Raw genomic sequence first — 15,720 nt, 5'->3', positions numbered from 1 at the left:
GAATTTTCGTTCCGGGCAAGGCACGTTCTCGCAGGCGTACCAGGGTACGTCAAGAGAACGTAACGCAGCAAGGGGCCAAAAGGCGGTGAACGATGCCCTTGAGCGGGTTGGAAGACACGCCCTAGTCCGAGACCCTCTTGGCCCCGCGTCTTGCTGCCGCCTCCGCCCGCGCCAGGATGACATCACTGCGATCGCGCAGCTTATGCCGCTCAATGAGCTGCCTGTCGTCCATCGGGCTGGGTCGCCCCCATTTCAGACCTAGCTCAGCGGCGCGTTGTCTGCACAGGCGCTCCAGCTCAGGGCTGGCAATAGGCAGCTCCATATCCGCATACGGCGCATGGTCGCCCTCCGCCTCCAGCCTTGCAAGTACAGCCCTCACGATGCGCTCCAGCTTCTCCCCATGCAACCCAAGCGGATTCGTCCCTTCCGGGCGGAGCCGCGGGATCGCCTGCAGGAGCAGCTTGCGGGCGCCAGCAGCGTTGCCTCGCCGATGGTGATATTGCGCCACCGCCAGTTGGATCAATCCGACCCATGCTGCCGCATGAGGGTCATCTCTCCCCTGCTTCTTCCAATGCTCCTCCAGCAGCTCATGACATTCAAAGTAATCCCTTGTTGTATGAAACTCTACCAGATAGTTAATATAGGCATCAGCATAATCGTTCATGTCGCATCCCTCTTCGTCCCCGTCATCCTTATAGAGCAGCACTTCGTGTGCGCCGGAATAGAAAACCTGTATTAGTTGAATCACATATATAAGTTCTTATTATTTTTCAAAAAAATGAAACCTGCTTCTATCTTAGCCGTAATGTAAGGTTAAGGCAACGCAGCCGAGCCATGCTGCACCCGCAGTAGACGGATGCGCTGCCATCATAATTTTTTTTTAGGAGGAACAATAGAAATGAAGAAGTTGATGCTGCTTATGATGGCGTTCACACTGCTGCTGGCCTTTGGCGTACCGGACAGTGCAGATGCCAAGCGTGGAGGCGGCAAGTCGGGACGCTCCGGCTTCACACAGACGCCAAGCAAGCCTGCACAGAATGTGCAGCGGAGCGACTCGTCCACAGCAGCCAAGTCCCCTGCTTCCACCACTGCAGGCTCCACAGCGAACCGCGGATTTTTTAGCGGCGGCGGCTTGATGAAGGGGCTCATGATTGGCGGTCTGGCTGGCATGCTGTTTGGCAGCATGTTCGGCGGTATGGGCTTTATGGGCGACATCCTGGGCCTGATGATCAATCTGCTCGCCATCTTCCTGCTGTTCGTAGCGATTCGCGCGATCTTCACCTACTTCCGCAATAACCGCAAACGCGTCGATGACAATCGGAGACCGTATTAATTATGATGCGCATCTTTACGGACGAGCTGATTAATGCCATCATCATCCATATGGCGGAACGCAAGGACGTGCCGCTCTCCGCTGTTGAGGTCGAGCTGTCCATTAATGATGAGCACGGCTTCACTGCTGAGGTATGGGTCAATAATCGCAGTCAGTATCTGGTAGAGTCCAACATTCTCGAAGCGGTTGAACAGTATATGCTCAAGCAATACAATATTCGCGTGTTCCGTTCGCAGATTCGGCTCGATGCTGATGACGAGGAATTTTTCGCAGAGATTGCTGACGATTAAGGGGTGTGTCTTCCAACTCCGACAGGGGAATATTTTCCCAGCTCTTCGTTCCAGGCAAGACGCTTGCTCATAGGCGTACCGGGAGTGCGCCTGCGAGCAAGCAACGCAGCTCGGGGCGAGAAGACGGTGAACGATGCCTTGAACGAGGTTGAAGACAGGCCCCAATGGAGCCGGCCAAGCGTCCCAGACGCTTGGCCGGTTTTATTTTCCAGGCAACCTATCACCTCTGGCTGCGTCTAACCTTGTGCAGCTTCATCCCTGCTGCGCAAGGAAGGAGAGTGAGAGGCAGACTATGAAGGCAACACGAGCATTATCCTCGCGCGCGCTGCTGCTATTATCAGTGGCGCTGGCTCTGCAGTGCCTGGTGAATCTAGGAGGACTCGAAGCCGAAGCCGCAGGGCAACAGGCTGGATTCCGGGTGTACCAGAATGATAAGCCATTGCAAGAATTCCCGACCAGAAGCCAGGCAATCGCCTACGCTGTCTATTATGAGTATAGCCATGTCGAACGAGTGGGCAGCCGGGAATGGCTATGGGACAATTACCCGCGCTATGTGGTCTATCAGGAAGGGATAAGCAAGCCCACATGGGCATATCGCACCTATGCTGAAGCACTGGCGCAAGCCCGCACGATGAAGGAAGTACATATCCGGGATGTGGAGCAGCCCGGCTGGGTATACAGCTATTATACGTCGTATCAACTCTACCAGGGAGACAAAACCTATCCCGAATGGGGCTTTGCTACCCTCAGCGAAGCGAAGAAGGAAGCCGCCAAGTGGACGAATGCGCACATCATGGACAAAGCCGCTAACCGTTGGGTTTGGGACAATCTGAGCGCAGCCGACAAGGAGAAGCAGCAAGCGGGTGCACCTGCCTATGAGCTGTGGCTGCAAGGCCAGCCGACTGGCGAAGTATTCAGCTTCTTGTATGATGCCATCGCTGCTTCCAACGCGCGAAAAGACAGTATTGTGCGTCATACGAAGAGCGGACGCATCGTGCATTCCTCCTCCGCACCCTACCGCGTGCTTCAGAGCGGACGTGAGCTGCGCTCCTTCTTCAGCCTGGCTAACGCGGTAGTCTATGCCCAAGACTTCGCCTATGCGCAGGTAGTCAAGGATGGACGAGCCTACTGGACCAATGTCCCCTATCTGCAGGTCAAGCAGGATGGGCGCTCCGTCGGCTACTACCACTCCAAGGCTTCTGCGCTCAAGCAGGCTGCAGCCCTCTCAAGCGCAGTCGTCATCAACGCTGATGGGAGGAGGCTCTGGAGCAATGAATATCAACTGCTGATTGCAGGCTGGCATGGCTCCTCCGCTGCCACCACCATCACAGATCAGCTCGCCAGAACACAGGGCCTGGATATTTCCTCGCCAAGCTGGTTTGAGCTGGCAGCAGCGGATGGCTCGCTGAAGGACAGCTCGGACGCCCGTCTGGTCCAGCAGTTGAAGGCGCAGGGACTGCAGGTGATGCCGCTCGTCCATAATCAGTTCGATGCGAAGCTTACGAGCGCTTTTTTGCAGGATGCAGGCGCGCAGGCGCGTTTTATCGACTCGCTGGTGAACAGGCTTGCCGCGCTGGGTGTCTCGGGAGTAAATATCGACTTTGAGATGATGTCTGGCACTGACCGTGAGGCTTACTCCGCCTTCGTAGCCACTCTGTCCGCGAAGGCGAAGGCCAAGAGCCTGCTCGTCTCGATTGATTTGCCGCGCGGCAGCAAGACATGGAATCATCGGACTGCCTACGATCTGGAGAAGCTTGGCGCAGCGGTCGATTATGTCATGATGATGGCCTACGATCAGTACTGGGCGGGCAGCGACACGCCAGGCTCGGTATCCGGTCTGCAGTGGACCGAGGAGGGGATTCAGGAATTCCTCTCCTATGGCTTGCCTCGCCACAAGCTGCTGCTGGGCATTCCCTTCTACGTCCGGGAGTGGAAGCTGGACCGTCAGGGAAAGCTGCTATCCAGCCGTGCGGTCACCATGAAGGAGCTGCCAGCCCTCATTCGCTCAACAGGCGCCGCCAGCCAGTACGACCCCGACTATGGCCAGACCAAATACAGCTACACCAAAGAAGGCTATCAATATGTTCTGTGGGCGGAGACGGCGGACACTGTGAAGGCCAGGATGAAGCTGGCCCGGGACTATGGCCTTGCCGGGATTGCGATCTGGCGGCTTGGCTATGAACCACAGGAGCTATGGACGCAGATGCTTCCTCTCAAATAATGGGCTGCTTCTCCCCGCAGTCCCCCCCTCCTTGCTGCGGACAGCGTGCCGCGAGGAGGGGTCTTTGTATGTTCCCGGCATGAAATACAGACTTGTACAATATAATGGGATATTCAATCCAATGACCGGAGGGTTAGGGATGTACTATTATATTCAATTGTCTGCCGCCGCTTCCATCTGCACTGTCCTTGGGGCGCTTCCGGCCCTGCTTTTGCGACATGTATCTCACCGGGGCAAAGATATTTTGCTGGCCTACGCCGCCGGCATCATGGTTGCCGCCTCTACATATGGGCTAATTCCGTCTGCTCTTCGCCTGTCGAATTTCTACGTGTTGACAGCAGGAATACTGCTTGGCACATTGCTGCTCACCTTTCTGGAGCTATATGTTCCTCATTCTGATCCTGGGCATGGCACTGACAAGACAACGGTCAACCGCCCCTACTCCCTGCTGCTCATGGCTATGGTGCTGCATAACCTGCCGGAAGGGTTATCCACAGGCGTGAGCCTCGCCACAGGGGACACTAACCTCGGGACGCTGGTTACCGTCGCCATCGGGCTGCAAAATATCCCCGAAGGATTTCTTGTCGCGCTCTTCCTCATCACCCAAGGCACCTCAAGACGCAAGGCGCTCCTATACTCCTTGCTCATCTCCTCGACAGAGTGGATAGCCAGCGGAGTCGGTTATGTGTTCGCGACGCGGCTCGAATTTCTCATTCCTTATGGACTTGCCTTTGCAGGCGGAGCCATGCTGTATGTCGTCTATAAGGAGCTGATCCCGGAGAGTCACGGGGATGGCAACGAGATTCCGGCTACCATCGCCTTTATCGTCGGAACGTTGACGATGATCGGCCTGACGTCATGGCTGGGTTGAGTGGCAGGGCGCCCCCCCTCCTTGGAACCATGACATTTGTCATATATGGCCACTGATACTTATGACTACCCCCTCCCTCCTGATGCGGTTACAATGGATAACATAATGAATTTGTCTATCCACCCAGGAGGAGTTGCCAGCTATGAGTCTTGCCAAGCAAAAGGAACTTAGAAAACAGATGTCCCCCTTCGAGGCGACCGACCTCAGGGCAAGTGTCCGGCAATTGTGCAATACATTGTTGCCGCTCGTACTGCTCTGGGCGGCCGCCTATTTCAGTTTGTCGGTCTCGTATGCGCTCACCCTGCTGTTTGCGATCCCTGCAGCCGGATTTGTCATCCGCTTGTTCATCATTTTTCATGATTGTTGCCACCAATCCTTCTTCAAGAGCAAGCTCGCCAATGAGGTTGTGGGCACGATTGCAGGCGTGCTGACGCTATGCCCCTATCATCAATGGAAATACAGCCATTCGGTTCATCATGCAACGAGCGGCAACCTGGACAAACGCGGAATTGGCGATATTTGGGTGTTGACCGTAGAGGAATATGCTGCTGCTTCCTTCTGGCGTCGTCTTGCATACCGACTCTATCGCAATCCGATCATTATGTTCGGTCTAGGGCCGATCAGCCTGTTTCTAATCGAGTACCGATTTAACCGTCGGGGCGCCAAACGACGGGAGCGCATCAACACGTATATTACCAATGTGGCCATCGCCGTACTGTATGGACTGCTGATATGGGCGATTGGCTGGCAAGCGTTCCTGCTTGTGCAAGGGCCTGTGATCTATGTGTCCGGGCTTCTGGGCATCTGGCTGTTCTATGTACAGCATCAGTTCGAGGACTCGTATTATGACCATGAGGATGAGTGGAGCTATGTGAAAGCGGCTGTAGAGGGCAGCTCCTATTATAAATTGCCTGCCTTGCTGCAATGGCTGAGCGGCAATATCGGCTTCCATCATGTCCACCATCTGAGTCCCAAGGTGCCTAACTACAACCTGCAGGCCGCTCATGACTCATCTGTGCCACTGCAGCAAGCCACGACGATTACTCTGCTTACCAGTCTGAAGTCACTGCGCTTCAAGCTGTGGGACGAAGCCGGGCATCGGTTTGTTACCTTCAGGGAGGCACGCACGATGCAGCTTAGCAGCCGCCCTGGCAAGCTGGCTTCCTGACTATATAAACTACGCGACTGCGGTATCGACTTCTTCTGAGGACGGTGCCGCAGCTTGCTTTTTATGATACACTGTAACATGCTAGCATTTCATGGGGAAAGGAAGGGCCGCCATGCACAAGTGGCATCAAATTTTTCATAAAAGCACCGGATTGAGCGCTTATGTATGGGTTGTGTTTTGTATATTGCCCTTCTACTTTATTTTCCGTTCCTCGTCCCCTTATGCCGTTGTATCCGGCATTGTCATGATCTTATTGTTCTTCACCTGTTATGTGCTCGCCTTCGTCTCACGCGGCTGGAAGGTCTACCTGTGGACCAGCCTGCAATTGATTATATCGATTACGATGACTCTGTTATTCAGCTACGTATATTTCTCGATCTTTGCGGCTTTTTTTATCGGTAACCTGCAGAACCGCGCCGGCTTTATCACCTTGTATTCCATACATTTGGTAACCACCTTCGCTACCATCAACTATGGCTTTTTCTCAAAAAATCATCTGCTCTTCACTCAATTCCCCTTTATCCTGATCTGTCTGATTGTCATCATACTGCTGCCATTCAATACGTACAATCGCAACAAGCAGGATCAGCTTGAGGGGCAACTGGAGCATGCGAACAAGAAAATATCCGAGCTGGTGAAGCTGGAGGAGCGTCAGCGCATCGCGCGCGATCTCCATGATACGCTAGGACAGAAGCTGTCACTGATCGGACTGAAGAGCGATCTGGCCAGCAAGCTGGTCACCAAGCAGCCTGCACAGGCCAAGCTAGAAATGCAGGATGTCCATCAGACGGCGAGAACGGCGCTCAAGGAGGTGCGGGAGCTCGTGACCAAGATGCGCGGCGCGCGCCTGGATGACGAGCTGCAGCACGTACAACAGATGCTGCAGGCAGCCGGCATCACATTGACGGTGCATGGCAGCCCTTACCTGTCGGATACCTCCCTGCTGGCCGAGAATGTCCTTAGCATGTGCTTGAAGGAGGCCGTCACCAATATTGTCAAGCATAGCACCGCCACCGCTTGTACCCTGTCCATCATTCCTGGGAGAACCGAGCTGACGGTTGTGGTGCAGGATGACGGAATCGGTATTGCCGATGAGCTCAGTCGATTCAAAGGAAACGGGCTGAGAGGCATGAAGGAACGGCTGGAATTTGTCAATGGCTCGCTGGAACTTGCATCAGATAGCGGCACGCGGCTGACACTCAAGGTTCCCAACACAGCTTCACGGCCGCCGCTAGACAATGACACTGCCTAGGAGGATGAATCATGATACGGATCATCATTGCTGAGGATCAGCGTATGCTGCTTGGAGCGCTGGCCTCCCTGCTGGAGCTGGAGGAGGATATGACCGTGGTCGGTCGCGCTGCTAATGGCGAGGAGGCGGTCTCTCTTGTCCATACGCTTCAGCCAGATATATGCATAATGGATATTGAGATGCCAGCCAAGAGCGGCCTGGAGGCCGCCGAGGAGCTGCGAAGCTCAGGCTGCGGCTGCAAGATCATCATCCTGACCACCTTTGCCAGATCCGGCTACTTTGAGCGTGCGCTCAAAGCCGGCGTCAGCGGCTATCTGCTCAAGGACAGTCCGAGCGAGGAGCTGGCCGATTCCATTCGCAGTATTATGGCTGGCCGCCGTATCTATGCGCCCGAGCTGATGGATGAGGCCTACGGTGAAGGCAATCCGCTTACCGACCGTGAGCGCGAGGTACTCTCGCTCATTGCAGATGGCAAGAACACCAAGGAGATCGCCAGTATGCTCTACATTACGACTGGAACGGTGCGCAACTACATCTCGGTGATTATGGACAAGATGGATGTCAGCAACCGGATCGAGGCCATCACCCGCTCCAAGGAAAAGGGCTGGTTCAAATAATCCGTGCCTTGCAGAAGGAATTGCGTCATATTCTGTCGAATGTGTACGACAAGTCCTGACCGAAGGGAGCGTGCGAGATATGACCCGACCACTAATTTTCGTATTTACCGGTACCAATGGCGCAGGCCGCAAAACTACCGCCCACCGCATCGGCAAGGAACTGGGGATGGAGCACGTGCTCTCCACTACGACTCGCCTGCCGCGGGAGAAGGAATATCCCGACAAGGACTATCATTTCGTCTCCCCTGTCAACTTTGAGAAGATGGCGGAGGAGCAGCAGTTCGTCGAGACGGTATGGATTGATAATGTCCGCTACGGCGTCCGCCTGCAGGAGCTGAATCGTCAGCTTCGCTCCGGCAAGCATGTCTACCTCATTCTGAACAGTGAAGGCGCCTCGGTATTCAAGCAGCTATATAAGGAGCAGGTTGTACGCATCTTTCTGTATGTCAGCAAGCAGACGATGCTGGAACGACTGGAGTCCAAAGGACGCCCGCACGAGGTCATTGAACAATATGCCCGTCTCTACCCTGAAGAGGTTGGCTACCGCAAGCAATGCGAGCATGTGATTGAAAATGTCAATCTGAACCGCACCCTGGAAAAGATACGCGAAGCGATATTATCTCATCTGTAACTGCAAGCCTGTTCCCTGGCATATAGTGCCTTAGAGGAACAGGCTTTTTTTGTCTGATTCCTGTCCAAAACTTTATTAAATCTTAAGGATATTTAAAGAGAGATTCATCACGGAGATGGTATAGTAATAAAGAAAATACATAGATTTGGAAAAAGACAGGAGTGTTTTGAAGCGTGAAGAAGTATTTGGGAAAACCTGCCCTACTGCTCACCGTCAGTATGTCGCTCATCGCCGGGTGCAGCGGAGGCAACAGCGCCAAGCCAGAGGAGAAATCCATGCTGAAGGTGCTCTTCTATGATGAAAAATCGTTCCACAGTGACTATGGGATGCTCTATTCCGCATTGAATTCGAATGTGGACATCGAAGTTGTTACGATGCAGGATCGCTGGGGTAATCATGATGATGGCGAAGACCCAGAGGTCATATTACAAAAAATCATCGATGAAGAGCAGCCCGATGTACTGTTCCTCTCGGCAGACGAATATTCCAAATTCAGCCAGCAAGGCAAACTGCTTGATCTGAAGCCCTTCATCGAGCAGGACAAATATAATACAGACAGCTTCGTACCGGGTATTCTTGATTTTCTGCAGGAGCAGGGCGGCGGAACACTGTATGGACTTAGCCCCAGCTTTTACACTCAGGCACTGTTCTATAATAAGGATCTGTTTGAGAAATACAGTGTAGAGCTGCCGACTGATCGTATGAGTTGGGATGATGTACTCACACGGGCGAGCCGTTTCCCGACAGAGGGGAAGCCAGATGAGCGGATATATGGATTGAAGAATAGCTATCATACAAGCTTGTTGGATTTCGCAACATCGATTGGGGACACCCTTGGATTAAGCATGTTTAATGCGGACTCGATGCAGGTTACACTGGATACCCCTGCTTGGCGGAACGCCTTCTCTACGGCGCTGGATGCGATCCGCTCTGGAACGTTCTATGTCGAGGATGAGAACATCATGCGTTCCTGGGACTCCTACGAGGAATATTTGATGTCAGACCCGTTCATTTCAGGACGAACTGCGATGATGATTGAAGACGTCTATATGATTGAACAACTGAAGCAAGCCTCAGAGCAGTTGAAGGACAAGCTGAACCTTAACTGGGATCTGGTGACACTGCCCGTTGACCCGTCTAACCCAGACTATACAACCGCAACTTTTATTGATCAGATCTTTGCCATCAACGCAAGCTCCACCAACTCGAAGGAAGCATGGAACTTTATGAAGTATGTTCATAGCGATGAGTATGCGCGCGTAAAATCCAAAACGTATAACGGCGGCTCAATCAGTACCCGCAGCGGCTACTTCAAGGACGACGAGGGTCGCAGCCTGGAGACGCTCTATGCCTTGAAGCCTAGACAGGCTCCAAGCCGGCTCTACTACCACCAGTTGCCCTCCGACTTCTACGGGGATTTTATGAGCTTAGCCGGGAGCAAGCTGGAGCCTGTGGTCAAGAATAATGCGTCGCTGGAGACCGTGCTGAAGGAGCTGCAGCAGGAAGGTCAGCAATTGCTGATGAAGGCCAAGCAACAAGAGGAGGAGAAGAAGAACGAGGATGGGAAAGCAAGCAAAGATCAACCGGAGGGCATAGATGAAGCGGTCACTGAAATCGCGCCTTAGCCCTTTCGTTCAGCTAGCCAATTAGCCTGGCGACCTTGGTACACTTCAAGAGCCGCCGGGCTTCATTGCTTTCCACGATCATTTCTATTCAAATCTTTATTAATTCTTAAGGATATTTAAAGAGAGATTCATCCAGAAAAATGGTATACTAATAGAGAACATACATAGATTTGGAAACGGATAGGGGTGCTTTGAAACGTGAAAAAAGGTTTAGTAAAACCCGCCTTGCTGCTTACCGTCAGTATGTCGCTCATCGCCGGGTGTAGTGGAGGCAACAGCGCCGCAACAGAGGAAAGATCGATGCTGAAGGTGCTCTACTATGATGAAAAGTCGTTCCACAGCGAATACGGGATGCTCTATTCTGCATTACATCAAAATGTGGATCTCGAGGTAGTCGACATGCAGGATTACTGGCGCAATAATACTGGTGGCGAAGAGGCGGAGGCAGCCTTTCAGAAAATTATCGATGAGCAGCAGCCCGATGTGCTATTCTTCTCCTCTGAGGAGTATGACAAATTCAGCCAGAAGGGCCAACTGCTTGATCTGACGCCCTTCATTGAACAGGACAAATACAATACAGAGAACTTCGTACCGGGTATTCTTGAATATCTGAAGGAAAAGGGCGGCGGAACACTGTATGGCCTCAGCCCCAGCTTCTTCAGTCAGGCGCTGTTCTACAATAAGAATCTGTTTGAGAAATACGGTGTAGAGCTGCCTACTGACCGTATGAGCTGGGATGATGTCATGGCGCTGGCACGCCGTTTCCCGACAGATGGGACACCTGAGGAGCGGATATATGGACTGAAAGGCGGCTACCGTTCCAATTTGTATGGCATGGCGACATCGATCGGGGATACCCTTGGACTAAGCATGTTTAACTCAGAATCGATGCAGGTGACACTGGATACCCCGGCCTGGCAGAACGCTTTCTCTACGGCACTGGAAACGATCCGCTCCGGAACGATCTATGTCCAGGATGAGAACATGATGCGTTCCTGGAACTCCTACGAGGAATATCTCATGTCAGACCCGTTCACCGCAGGACGAGCTGCGATGATGATTGAGAACGTATATATGATGGATCAACTGCAGCAGGCTGCAGAGCAGTTGAAGGACAAGGTCAGCTTCGACTGGGATCTGGTGACCGTACCGGTTGACCCGGCTAACCCGGATTATACGACAACAACTTCCGTTGAACAAATCTTTGCCATCAACGCGAACTCCACTAACTCGCAGGAAGCATGGAACTTTATTAAGTACATTCATAGTGATGAGTATGCCCGTGTAAAATCCAAGACGTATAATGGCGGCTCGATCAGCATTCGCAGCGGCTACTTCAAGGATGACAAGGGCCGCAATCTGGATGCCTTCTATGCGCTGAAGCCAAAACTGGCGCCAAGCAGACTCTACTACTCCAAGCTGCCTTCCGGCTTCTATGATGAGTTTAGAGCCTTAGCCGATAGCAAGCTGGAGCCTGTAGTCAAGGACAATGCGTCGCTAGAGACGACGCTCAAGGAGCTGCAGCAGGAAGGTCAGCAATTGCTGATGAAAGCCAAGCAAGAAGAAGATGAGAAGAAGAGTGAGGATGGGACTCCAAGCGAGGACCAGCCGGGAAGCACAGATGAGGCTGATCAGAGTGAAGCAGAAGCTGCCCCGGCGGTCACGTCTTAACTTCCTATTGTACCCTCGTTAAGTTAAATCGATAGCCCGGTGACCTGGTATCCCCCAGGTCGCCGGGCTTATTTTTTCGTTCACCAACTCGATCTAGTTGGCACCCAGCGAGTGGCAGCCGTCTTGGCAGACATCCCCCCTTCCCCGGAGTCCAAAATGTTAAGCGCGGGGCCTTGAGCGTACAATAATTAATGAATTGTTAAGAGAATCTACAGCAAAAGGGTAGGTTGAGGATGCTATACTCGTATAAGCCATCACGGTGATGGTGACAAATACATAGAGCTTAGGGACAAGATAGGAGTGCTGTGAAACATGAAGAATTATGTAGGAAAGCATGCCTTGCTGCTTGCCGTCAGTATGTCACTTATCGCGGGATGCAGCGGAGGCAACACCACAAACACAGAGGAAAGATCGATGCTTAAGGTCCACTCCCTTAATGAAGAGGCCTTTCACTATGGATACGGGATGCTCTATTCTGCATTACATCCAAATATGGACTTCGAAGTTATCGAGACGCAGGATCTCCTACTGAACGCTGATAATGAAGACCGCAAGGCGGCCTTCCAAAAAATGATCGAAGAAGAGCAGCCTGATGTGTTGTTCCTCTCCCTGGAGGAGTATAACCTATTCAGTCAACAGGGCAAGCTGCTTGATCTGACGCCCTTCATCGAGCAGGACAAATATAATACAGATAACTTCGTCCCGGGAATGCTTGAATATCTGAAGGAGCAGGGCGGTGGAACACTGTATGGCCTGAGCCCCAGCTTTTACAGCCAGGCGGTGTTCTACAATAAGGATCTGTTCGAGAAATACGGCGTGGAGCTGCCGACCGATCGTATGAGCTGGGACGATGTGATGGCACGGGCGAGCCGTTTCCCGACTGATGGGACACCTGAGGAACGGATATATGGACTGAAGAGCGACTTCAGCGCTAATTTGTTTGATCTGGCAACATCGATCGGGGATACCCATGGATTGAGCATGTTCAACTCGGATACCATGCAGACTACGCTGGATACTCCGGCTTGGCACAACGTTTTCTCTAATGCATTGGATGCGATCCGCTCTGGAACGATCTATGTCAAGGATGAGAACATGATGCCTAATTGGGACTCCTATGAAGGATTTCTAATGTCAAATCCGTTCGTATCAGGACGAGCTGCGATGATGATTGAAGAAGCGTACACTGTTGATCAACTGAAGGCGTCCGCAGAGTATCTGAAGGACAAGGTCAGCTTTGACTGGGATCTCGTGACGGTACCGGTTGACCCGGCCAACCCGGATTATACGACAACAACATCCGTTGACCAAATCTTAGCCATCAATGCGAACTCCACTAACTCGAAGGAAGCATGGAACTTTATGAAGTATATTCTTAGCGATGAGTTTGCACGCGTAACATCCAAATCCTATAATGACGCTATGGCAATCAGTGTCCGCACGGGCTACTTCAAGGACGACGAAGGCCGCAACCTGGATGCCTTCTATGCGCTGAAGCCGAGCCTGGCGCCAAGCCGCCTCTACAACTCCAAGCTGCCTTCCGGCTTCTATGATGAGTTTAGAGCCTTAGCCAACAGCAAGCTGGAGCCTGTAGTCAAGGACAATGCGTCGCTGGAGACGACGCTCAAGGAGCTGCAGCAGGAAGGCCAGCAATTGCTGATGAAGGCCAAGCAAGAGGAGGATGGGAAGAAGAGTGAGGATGGGAAACCAGGCGAGAACCAACCGGAGAGCACAGATGAGGCTGATCAGAATGAATCGGAAGCAGCCGCAGAGGTCGCATCTTAATCCCCTATTCCCTATTGTACCCTGGTAGTTAAATCGATAGCCCGGTGACCTGCTGGCAGGACGCCGGGCTTATATTCTGTCAGGATCAGGGGGAAGATATACACTCCCCCCTTCTACTTCGCCTACTCGTGTCGCAAATGCTGGAGGGTCTGACCGAAAATCTCCTCCACATGGTTGTCATCCAGTGAATAATAGACCGTCTTGCCCACTTTGCGTCGCTTCACCATCCTCACATTGCGTAACAGACGCAACTGATGAGACACGGCCGATTGCCCCATCTCCAGCACTTGTGTCAAGTCATGAACGCACATCTCACTTTGCAGCAACGCATGAATAATTCGTACACGGGTCGGATCTCCAAGCGCCTTGAACCAATCCGACACCTGGGTGGCTGTCGTCGTCGAGATGAGTCGGTCGCGAAGCTCCGCCAGATTCAGCTCTGTTGTACCCAGGCAGCTATCCTCGCAAGCTTCATTCATTGTTTTATCCAAAATCCTCACCACCGTCTGTGTTAAGTTATGCTACAAATTATACCACAAACGTGCCGAGTAACTGTAGTGATTACGAATAATCCAGCCAAAGCCTGCAGAGCCTATATATACAGACTACTGTATTATGCGTAAATGGCTACCGTCGACCTTTATAAAAAAGCAGACGATGTCTTTAACGACACCATCTGCCTGTTATACTTGGTACAATTATTTGAGGCGATAGTACAGGTCATTCCAACGCAGCTCGTTGCGGAAGCTCGGCATGTTCAGGTTTTTGTCGATAACGACACACTCGATGCCTGTCATCTCTGCCCAGTCGCGAAGCTGCTCCGTCGTTGCCACGAAGGACAGAACGGTATGATGCGCACCGCCAGCATAGATCCATGCTTCTGCCGATTCGCTCAAGGAAGGCTCTGGCTTCCACAGTATACGAGCAACTGGAAGCTTCGGCATCTCATGCTGTGCCTTGACCGCTTGTACTTCGCTGATGATGAGACGGTAGCGTCCACCCATCTCCACAAGCGAAGCATTCGTTGCAGAGCCGTCGATGCCATCAAAGATCATACGAGCAGGATCAGCCTTACCACCGATACCCAGCGGATGAACTTCCAGACGCGGCTTATTCGCTGCAATGGTCGGACATACCTCCAGCATGTGGGAGCCGAGTATCAGCTCATTGCCTTCCTCCAGATGGTAGGTGTAATCCTCCATGAAGGATGTTCTTTCATTGTTCGCCATAATCTTGATCATCCGGGTCAGTGCCGACGTCTTCCAGTCCCCCTCGCCGCCGAAGCCGTAGCCCTTCTCCATCAAGCGCTGTACAGCCAAGCCAGGCAGTTGCTTGAGGCCGTGCAGATCCTCAAAGCTGGTCGTGAATGCGCTAAAGCCGCCTTCTACCAGGAACGACTCCAGTCCCGCCTCAATTCGCGCCTGCTCGCTGATTGCAGCCCATTTCCCGGCGTCATCGCGGAACGCCGAAGTGATCTCGTACTTTTCAGTGTACTCGTCGAGCAGCGCCTTTACTTCAGCATCAGTCACCTCGTTCACACGAGCGACGAGATCCCCAATGCCGTAACCATTGATGGACCAGCCGAATTTGATCTGTGCTTCCACCTTATCGCCTTCGGTTACAGCCACCTGACGCATATTGTCACCGAAGCGAGCTACCTTCAGGCTGCGGCTTTCCTTGAAGGCTACAGCCGTATGCATCCAGCCGCCAACACGCGCTTGAACCGCTGCATTCTGCCAGTAACCAACTACGACCTTGCGCGGCACATTCATGCGTGTGCCGATAAAGCCATATTCACGGTCACCATGAGCCGCCTGATTCAAGTTCATGAAGTCCATATCGATGCTATCCCAAGGAATGTCGCGATTGTATTGGGTGTGCAGGTGCAACAGCGGCTTGCGCAGCTCTGACAGACCTGCAATCCACATCTTCGCAGGCGAGAACGTATGCATCCATGTAATCAGACCGGAACAGCTTGGGTCTGCATTGGCCTGCTGAATAAGATTGAATATCTCCTCTGGAGTCGTAACGACCGGCTTGAAGATGACGCGGAAAGAAACCGCTTCCGCCTGATTCAAAGTCTCGGCAATCTCCTTGGAATGCTGATTCACCTCATCTAGCGTCTCTGGTCCATATAGATGCTGGCTTCCGGTTACAAACCAAAACTCATGCGTGTTCAACGTTAACAATTGAATTCCTCCCTGGCAATGAATGTAGAAATGAACATGATACTTTAGCGGCTCCAACTATCCCTAG

At 52.5% G+C, this 15,720-nt stretch carries 14 protein-coding genes; 11 read left to right on the top strand and 3 right to left on the bottom strand.

Annotation, left to right across the window (positions count from 1 at the left end; translation table 11 throughout):
* Positions 1-121 precede the first annotated feature (121 nt).
* Positions 122-664 carry a DUF309 domain-containing protein gene (locus ACY1JZ_RS21225; RefSeq protein WP_462630842.1) on the bottom strand — a complete coding sequence of 181 codons (543 nt, stop codon included), beginning with the start codon at positions 662-664 and terminating at the stop codon, positions 122-124.
* A 234-nt stretch (positions 665-898) separates the two neighbouring features.
* Between ACY1JZ_RS21225 and ACY1JZ_RS21220 the strand changes: the two genes are divergently transcribed.
* From ACY1JZ_RS21220 to ACY1JZ_RS21170, 11 genes are all read left to right on the top strand, one after another.
* Positions 899-1,333 (top strand): hypothetical protein, encoded by a 435-nt coding sequence (locus ACY1JZ_RS21220; protein ID WP_270171417.1) that lies wholly within the window; start codon positions 899-901, stop codon positions 1,331-1,333.
* A gap of 2 nt (positions 1,334-1,335) precedes the next feature.
* Positions 1,336-1,623 (top strand): DUF2653 family protein, encoded by a 288-nt coding sequence (locus ACY1JZ_RS21215; RefSeq protein ID WP_333485663.1) that lies wholly within the window; start codon positions 1,336-1,338, stop codon positions 1,621-1,623.
* 292 nt (positions 1,624-1,915) lie between these two features.
* Positions 1,916-3,844 (top strand): glycosyl hydrolase family 18 protein, encoded by a 1,929-nt coding sequence (locus tag ACY1JZ_RS21210; RefSeq protein WP_462630841.1) that lies wholly within the window; start codon positions 1,916-1,918, stop codon positions 3,842-3,844.
* 139 nt (positions 3,845-3,983) lie between these two features.
* On the top strand, positions 3,984-4,715 hold the full coding sequence (locus ACY1JZ_RS21205) for a ZIP family metal transporter (protein ID WP_270171419.1): 732 nt from the start codon (positions 3,984-3,986) through the stop codon (positions 4,713-4,715).
* A 142-nt stretch (positions 4,716-4,857) separates the two neighbouring features.
* Positions 4,858-5,883 (top strand): Delta(5) desaturase DesA, encoded by a 1,026-nt coding sequence (gene desA / locus ACY1JZ_RS21200; protein ID WP_270171420.1) that lies wholly within the window; start codon positions 4,858-4,860, stop codon positions 5,881-5,883.
* Positions 5,884-5,995: 112 nt separating this feature from the next.
* A complete protein-coding gene (locus tag ACY1JZ_RS21195; protein WP_462630840.1) occupies positions 5,996-7,135 on the top strand; it encodes a sensor histidine kinase in 1,140 nt (379 codons plus the stop codon).
* 11 nt (positions 7,136-7,146) lie between these two features.
* On the top strand, positions 7,147-7,752 hold the full coding sequence (locus ACY1JZ_RS21190; protein WP_270171424.1) for a response regulator transcription factor: 606 nt from the start codon (positions 7,147-7,149) through the stop codon (positions 7,750-7,752).
* A 79-nt stretch (positions 7,753-7,831) separates the two neighbouring features.
* Positions 7,832-8,383 carry a guanylate kinase gene (locus ACY1JZ_RS21185; RefSeq protein WP_270171426.1) on the top strand — a complete coding sequence of 184 codons (552 nt, stop codon included), beginning with the start codon at positions 7,832-7,834 and terminating at the stop codon, positions 8,381-8,383.
* A 173-nt stretch (positions 8,384-8,556) separates the two neighbouring features.
* A complete protein-coding gene (locus ACY1JZ_RS21180; protein ID WP_462630839.1) occupies positions 8,557-10,008 on the top strand; it encodes an ABC transporter substrate-binding protein in 1,452 nt (483 codons plus the stop codon).
* A gap of 198 nt (positions 10,009-10,206) precedes the next feature.
* Positions 10,207-11,679 (top strand): ABC transporter substrate-binding protein, encoded by a 1,473-nt coding sequence (locus ACY1JZ_RS21175; RefSeq protein ID WP_462630838.1) that lies wholly within the window; start codon positions 10,207-10,209, stop codon positions 11,677-11,679.
* A 312-nt stretch (positions 11,680-11,991) separates the two neighbouring features.
* Positions 11,992-13,464: an ABC transporter substrate-binding protein gene (locus ACY1JZ_RS21170; RefSeq protein WP_462630837.1), complete on the top strand. Its 1,473-nt coding sequence runs from the start codon at positions 11,992-11,994 to the stop codon at positions 13,462-13,464.
* Positions 13,465-13,586: 122 nt separating this feature from the next.
* Here ACY1JZ_RS21170 and ACY1JZ_RS21165 read toward each other — a convergent pair whose 3' ends face one another.
* Both ACY1JZ_RS21165 and araA read right to left on the bottom strand, forming a co-directional pair.
* A complete protein-coding gene (locus ACY1JZ_RS21165; protein WP_270171431.1) occupies positions 13,587-13,955 on the bottom strand; it encodes an ArsR/SmtB family transcription factor in 369 nt (122 codons plus the stop codon).
* A 207-nt stretch (positions 13,956-14,162) separates the two neighbouring features.
* A complete protein-coding gene (gene araA, locus ACY1JZ_RS21160) occupies positions 14,163-15,653 on the bottom strand; it encodes an L-arabinose isomerase (protein WP_462630836.1) in 1,491 nt (496 codons plus the stop codon).
* Positions 15,654-15,720 lie beyond the last annotated feature (67 nt).

Source organism: Paenibacillus sp. J5 (assembly GCF_054955055.1).
This window is presented reverse-complemented; position numbering and strand designations above follow the sequence as displayed.

Excerpts from the sequence above, each read along its gene's own strand:
- ACY1JZ_RS21195 (WP_462630840.1), top strand. The coding sequence starts at position 5,996 with ATGCACAAGTGGCATCAAATTTTTCATAAAAGCACCGGATTGAGCGCT.
- ACY1JZ_RS21210 (WP_462630841.1), top strand. The coding sequence starts at position 1,916 with ATGAAGGCAACACGAGCATTATCCTCGCGCGCGCTGCTGCTATTATCA.
- ACY1JZ_RS21215 (WP_333485663.1), top strand. The coding sequence starts at position 1,336 with ATGATGCGCATCTTTACGGACGAGCTGATTAATGCCATCATCATCCAT.
- desA (WP_270171420.1), top strand. The coding sequence starts at position 4,858 with ATGAGTCTTGCCAAGCAAAAGGAACTTAGAAAACAGATGTCCCCCTTC.
- ACY1JZ_RS21205 (WP_270171419.1), top strand. The coding sequence starts at position 3,984 with ATGTACTATTATATTCAATTGTCTGCCGCCGCTTCCATCTGCACTGTC.
- ACY1JZ_RS21185 (WP_270171426.1), top strand. The coding sequence starts at position 7,832 with ATGACCCGACCACTAATTTTCGTATTTACCGGTACCAATGGCGCAGGC.
- ACY1JZ_RS21220 (WP_270171417.1), top strand. The coding sequence starts at position 899 with ATGAAGAAGTTGATGCTGCTTATGATGGCGTTCACACTGCTGCTGGCC.
- ACY1JZ_RS21190 (WP_270171424.1), top strand. The coding sequence starts at position 7,147 with ATGATACGGATCATCATTGCTGAGGATCAGCGTATGCTGCTTGGAGCG.
- ACY1JZ_RS21170 (WP_462630837.1), top strand. The coding sequence starts at position 11,992 with ATGAAGAATTATGTAGGAAAGCATGCCTTGCTGCTTGCCGTCAGTATG.
- ACY1JZ_RS21225 (WP_462630842.1), bottom strand. The coding sequence starts at position 664 with ATGAACGATTATGCTGATGCCTATATTAACTATCTGGTAGAGTTTCAT.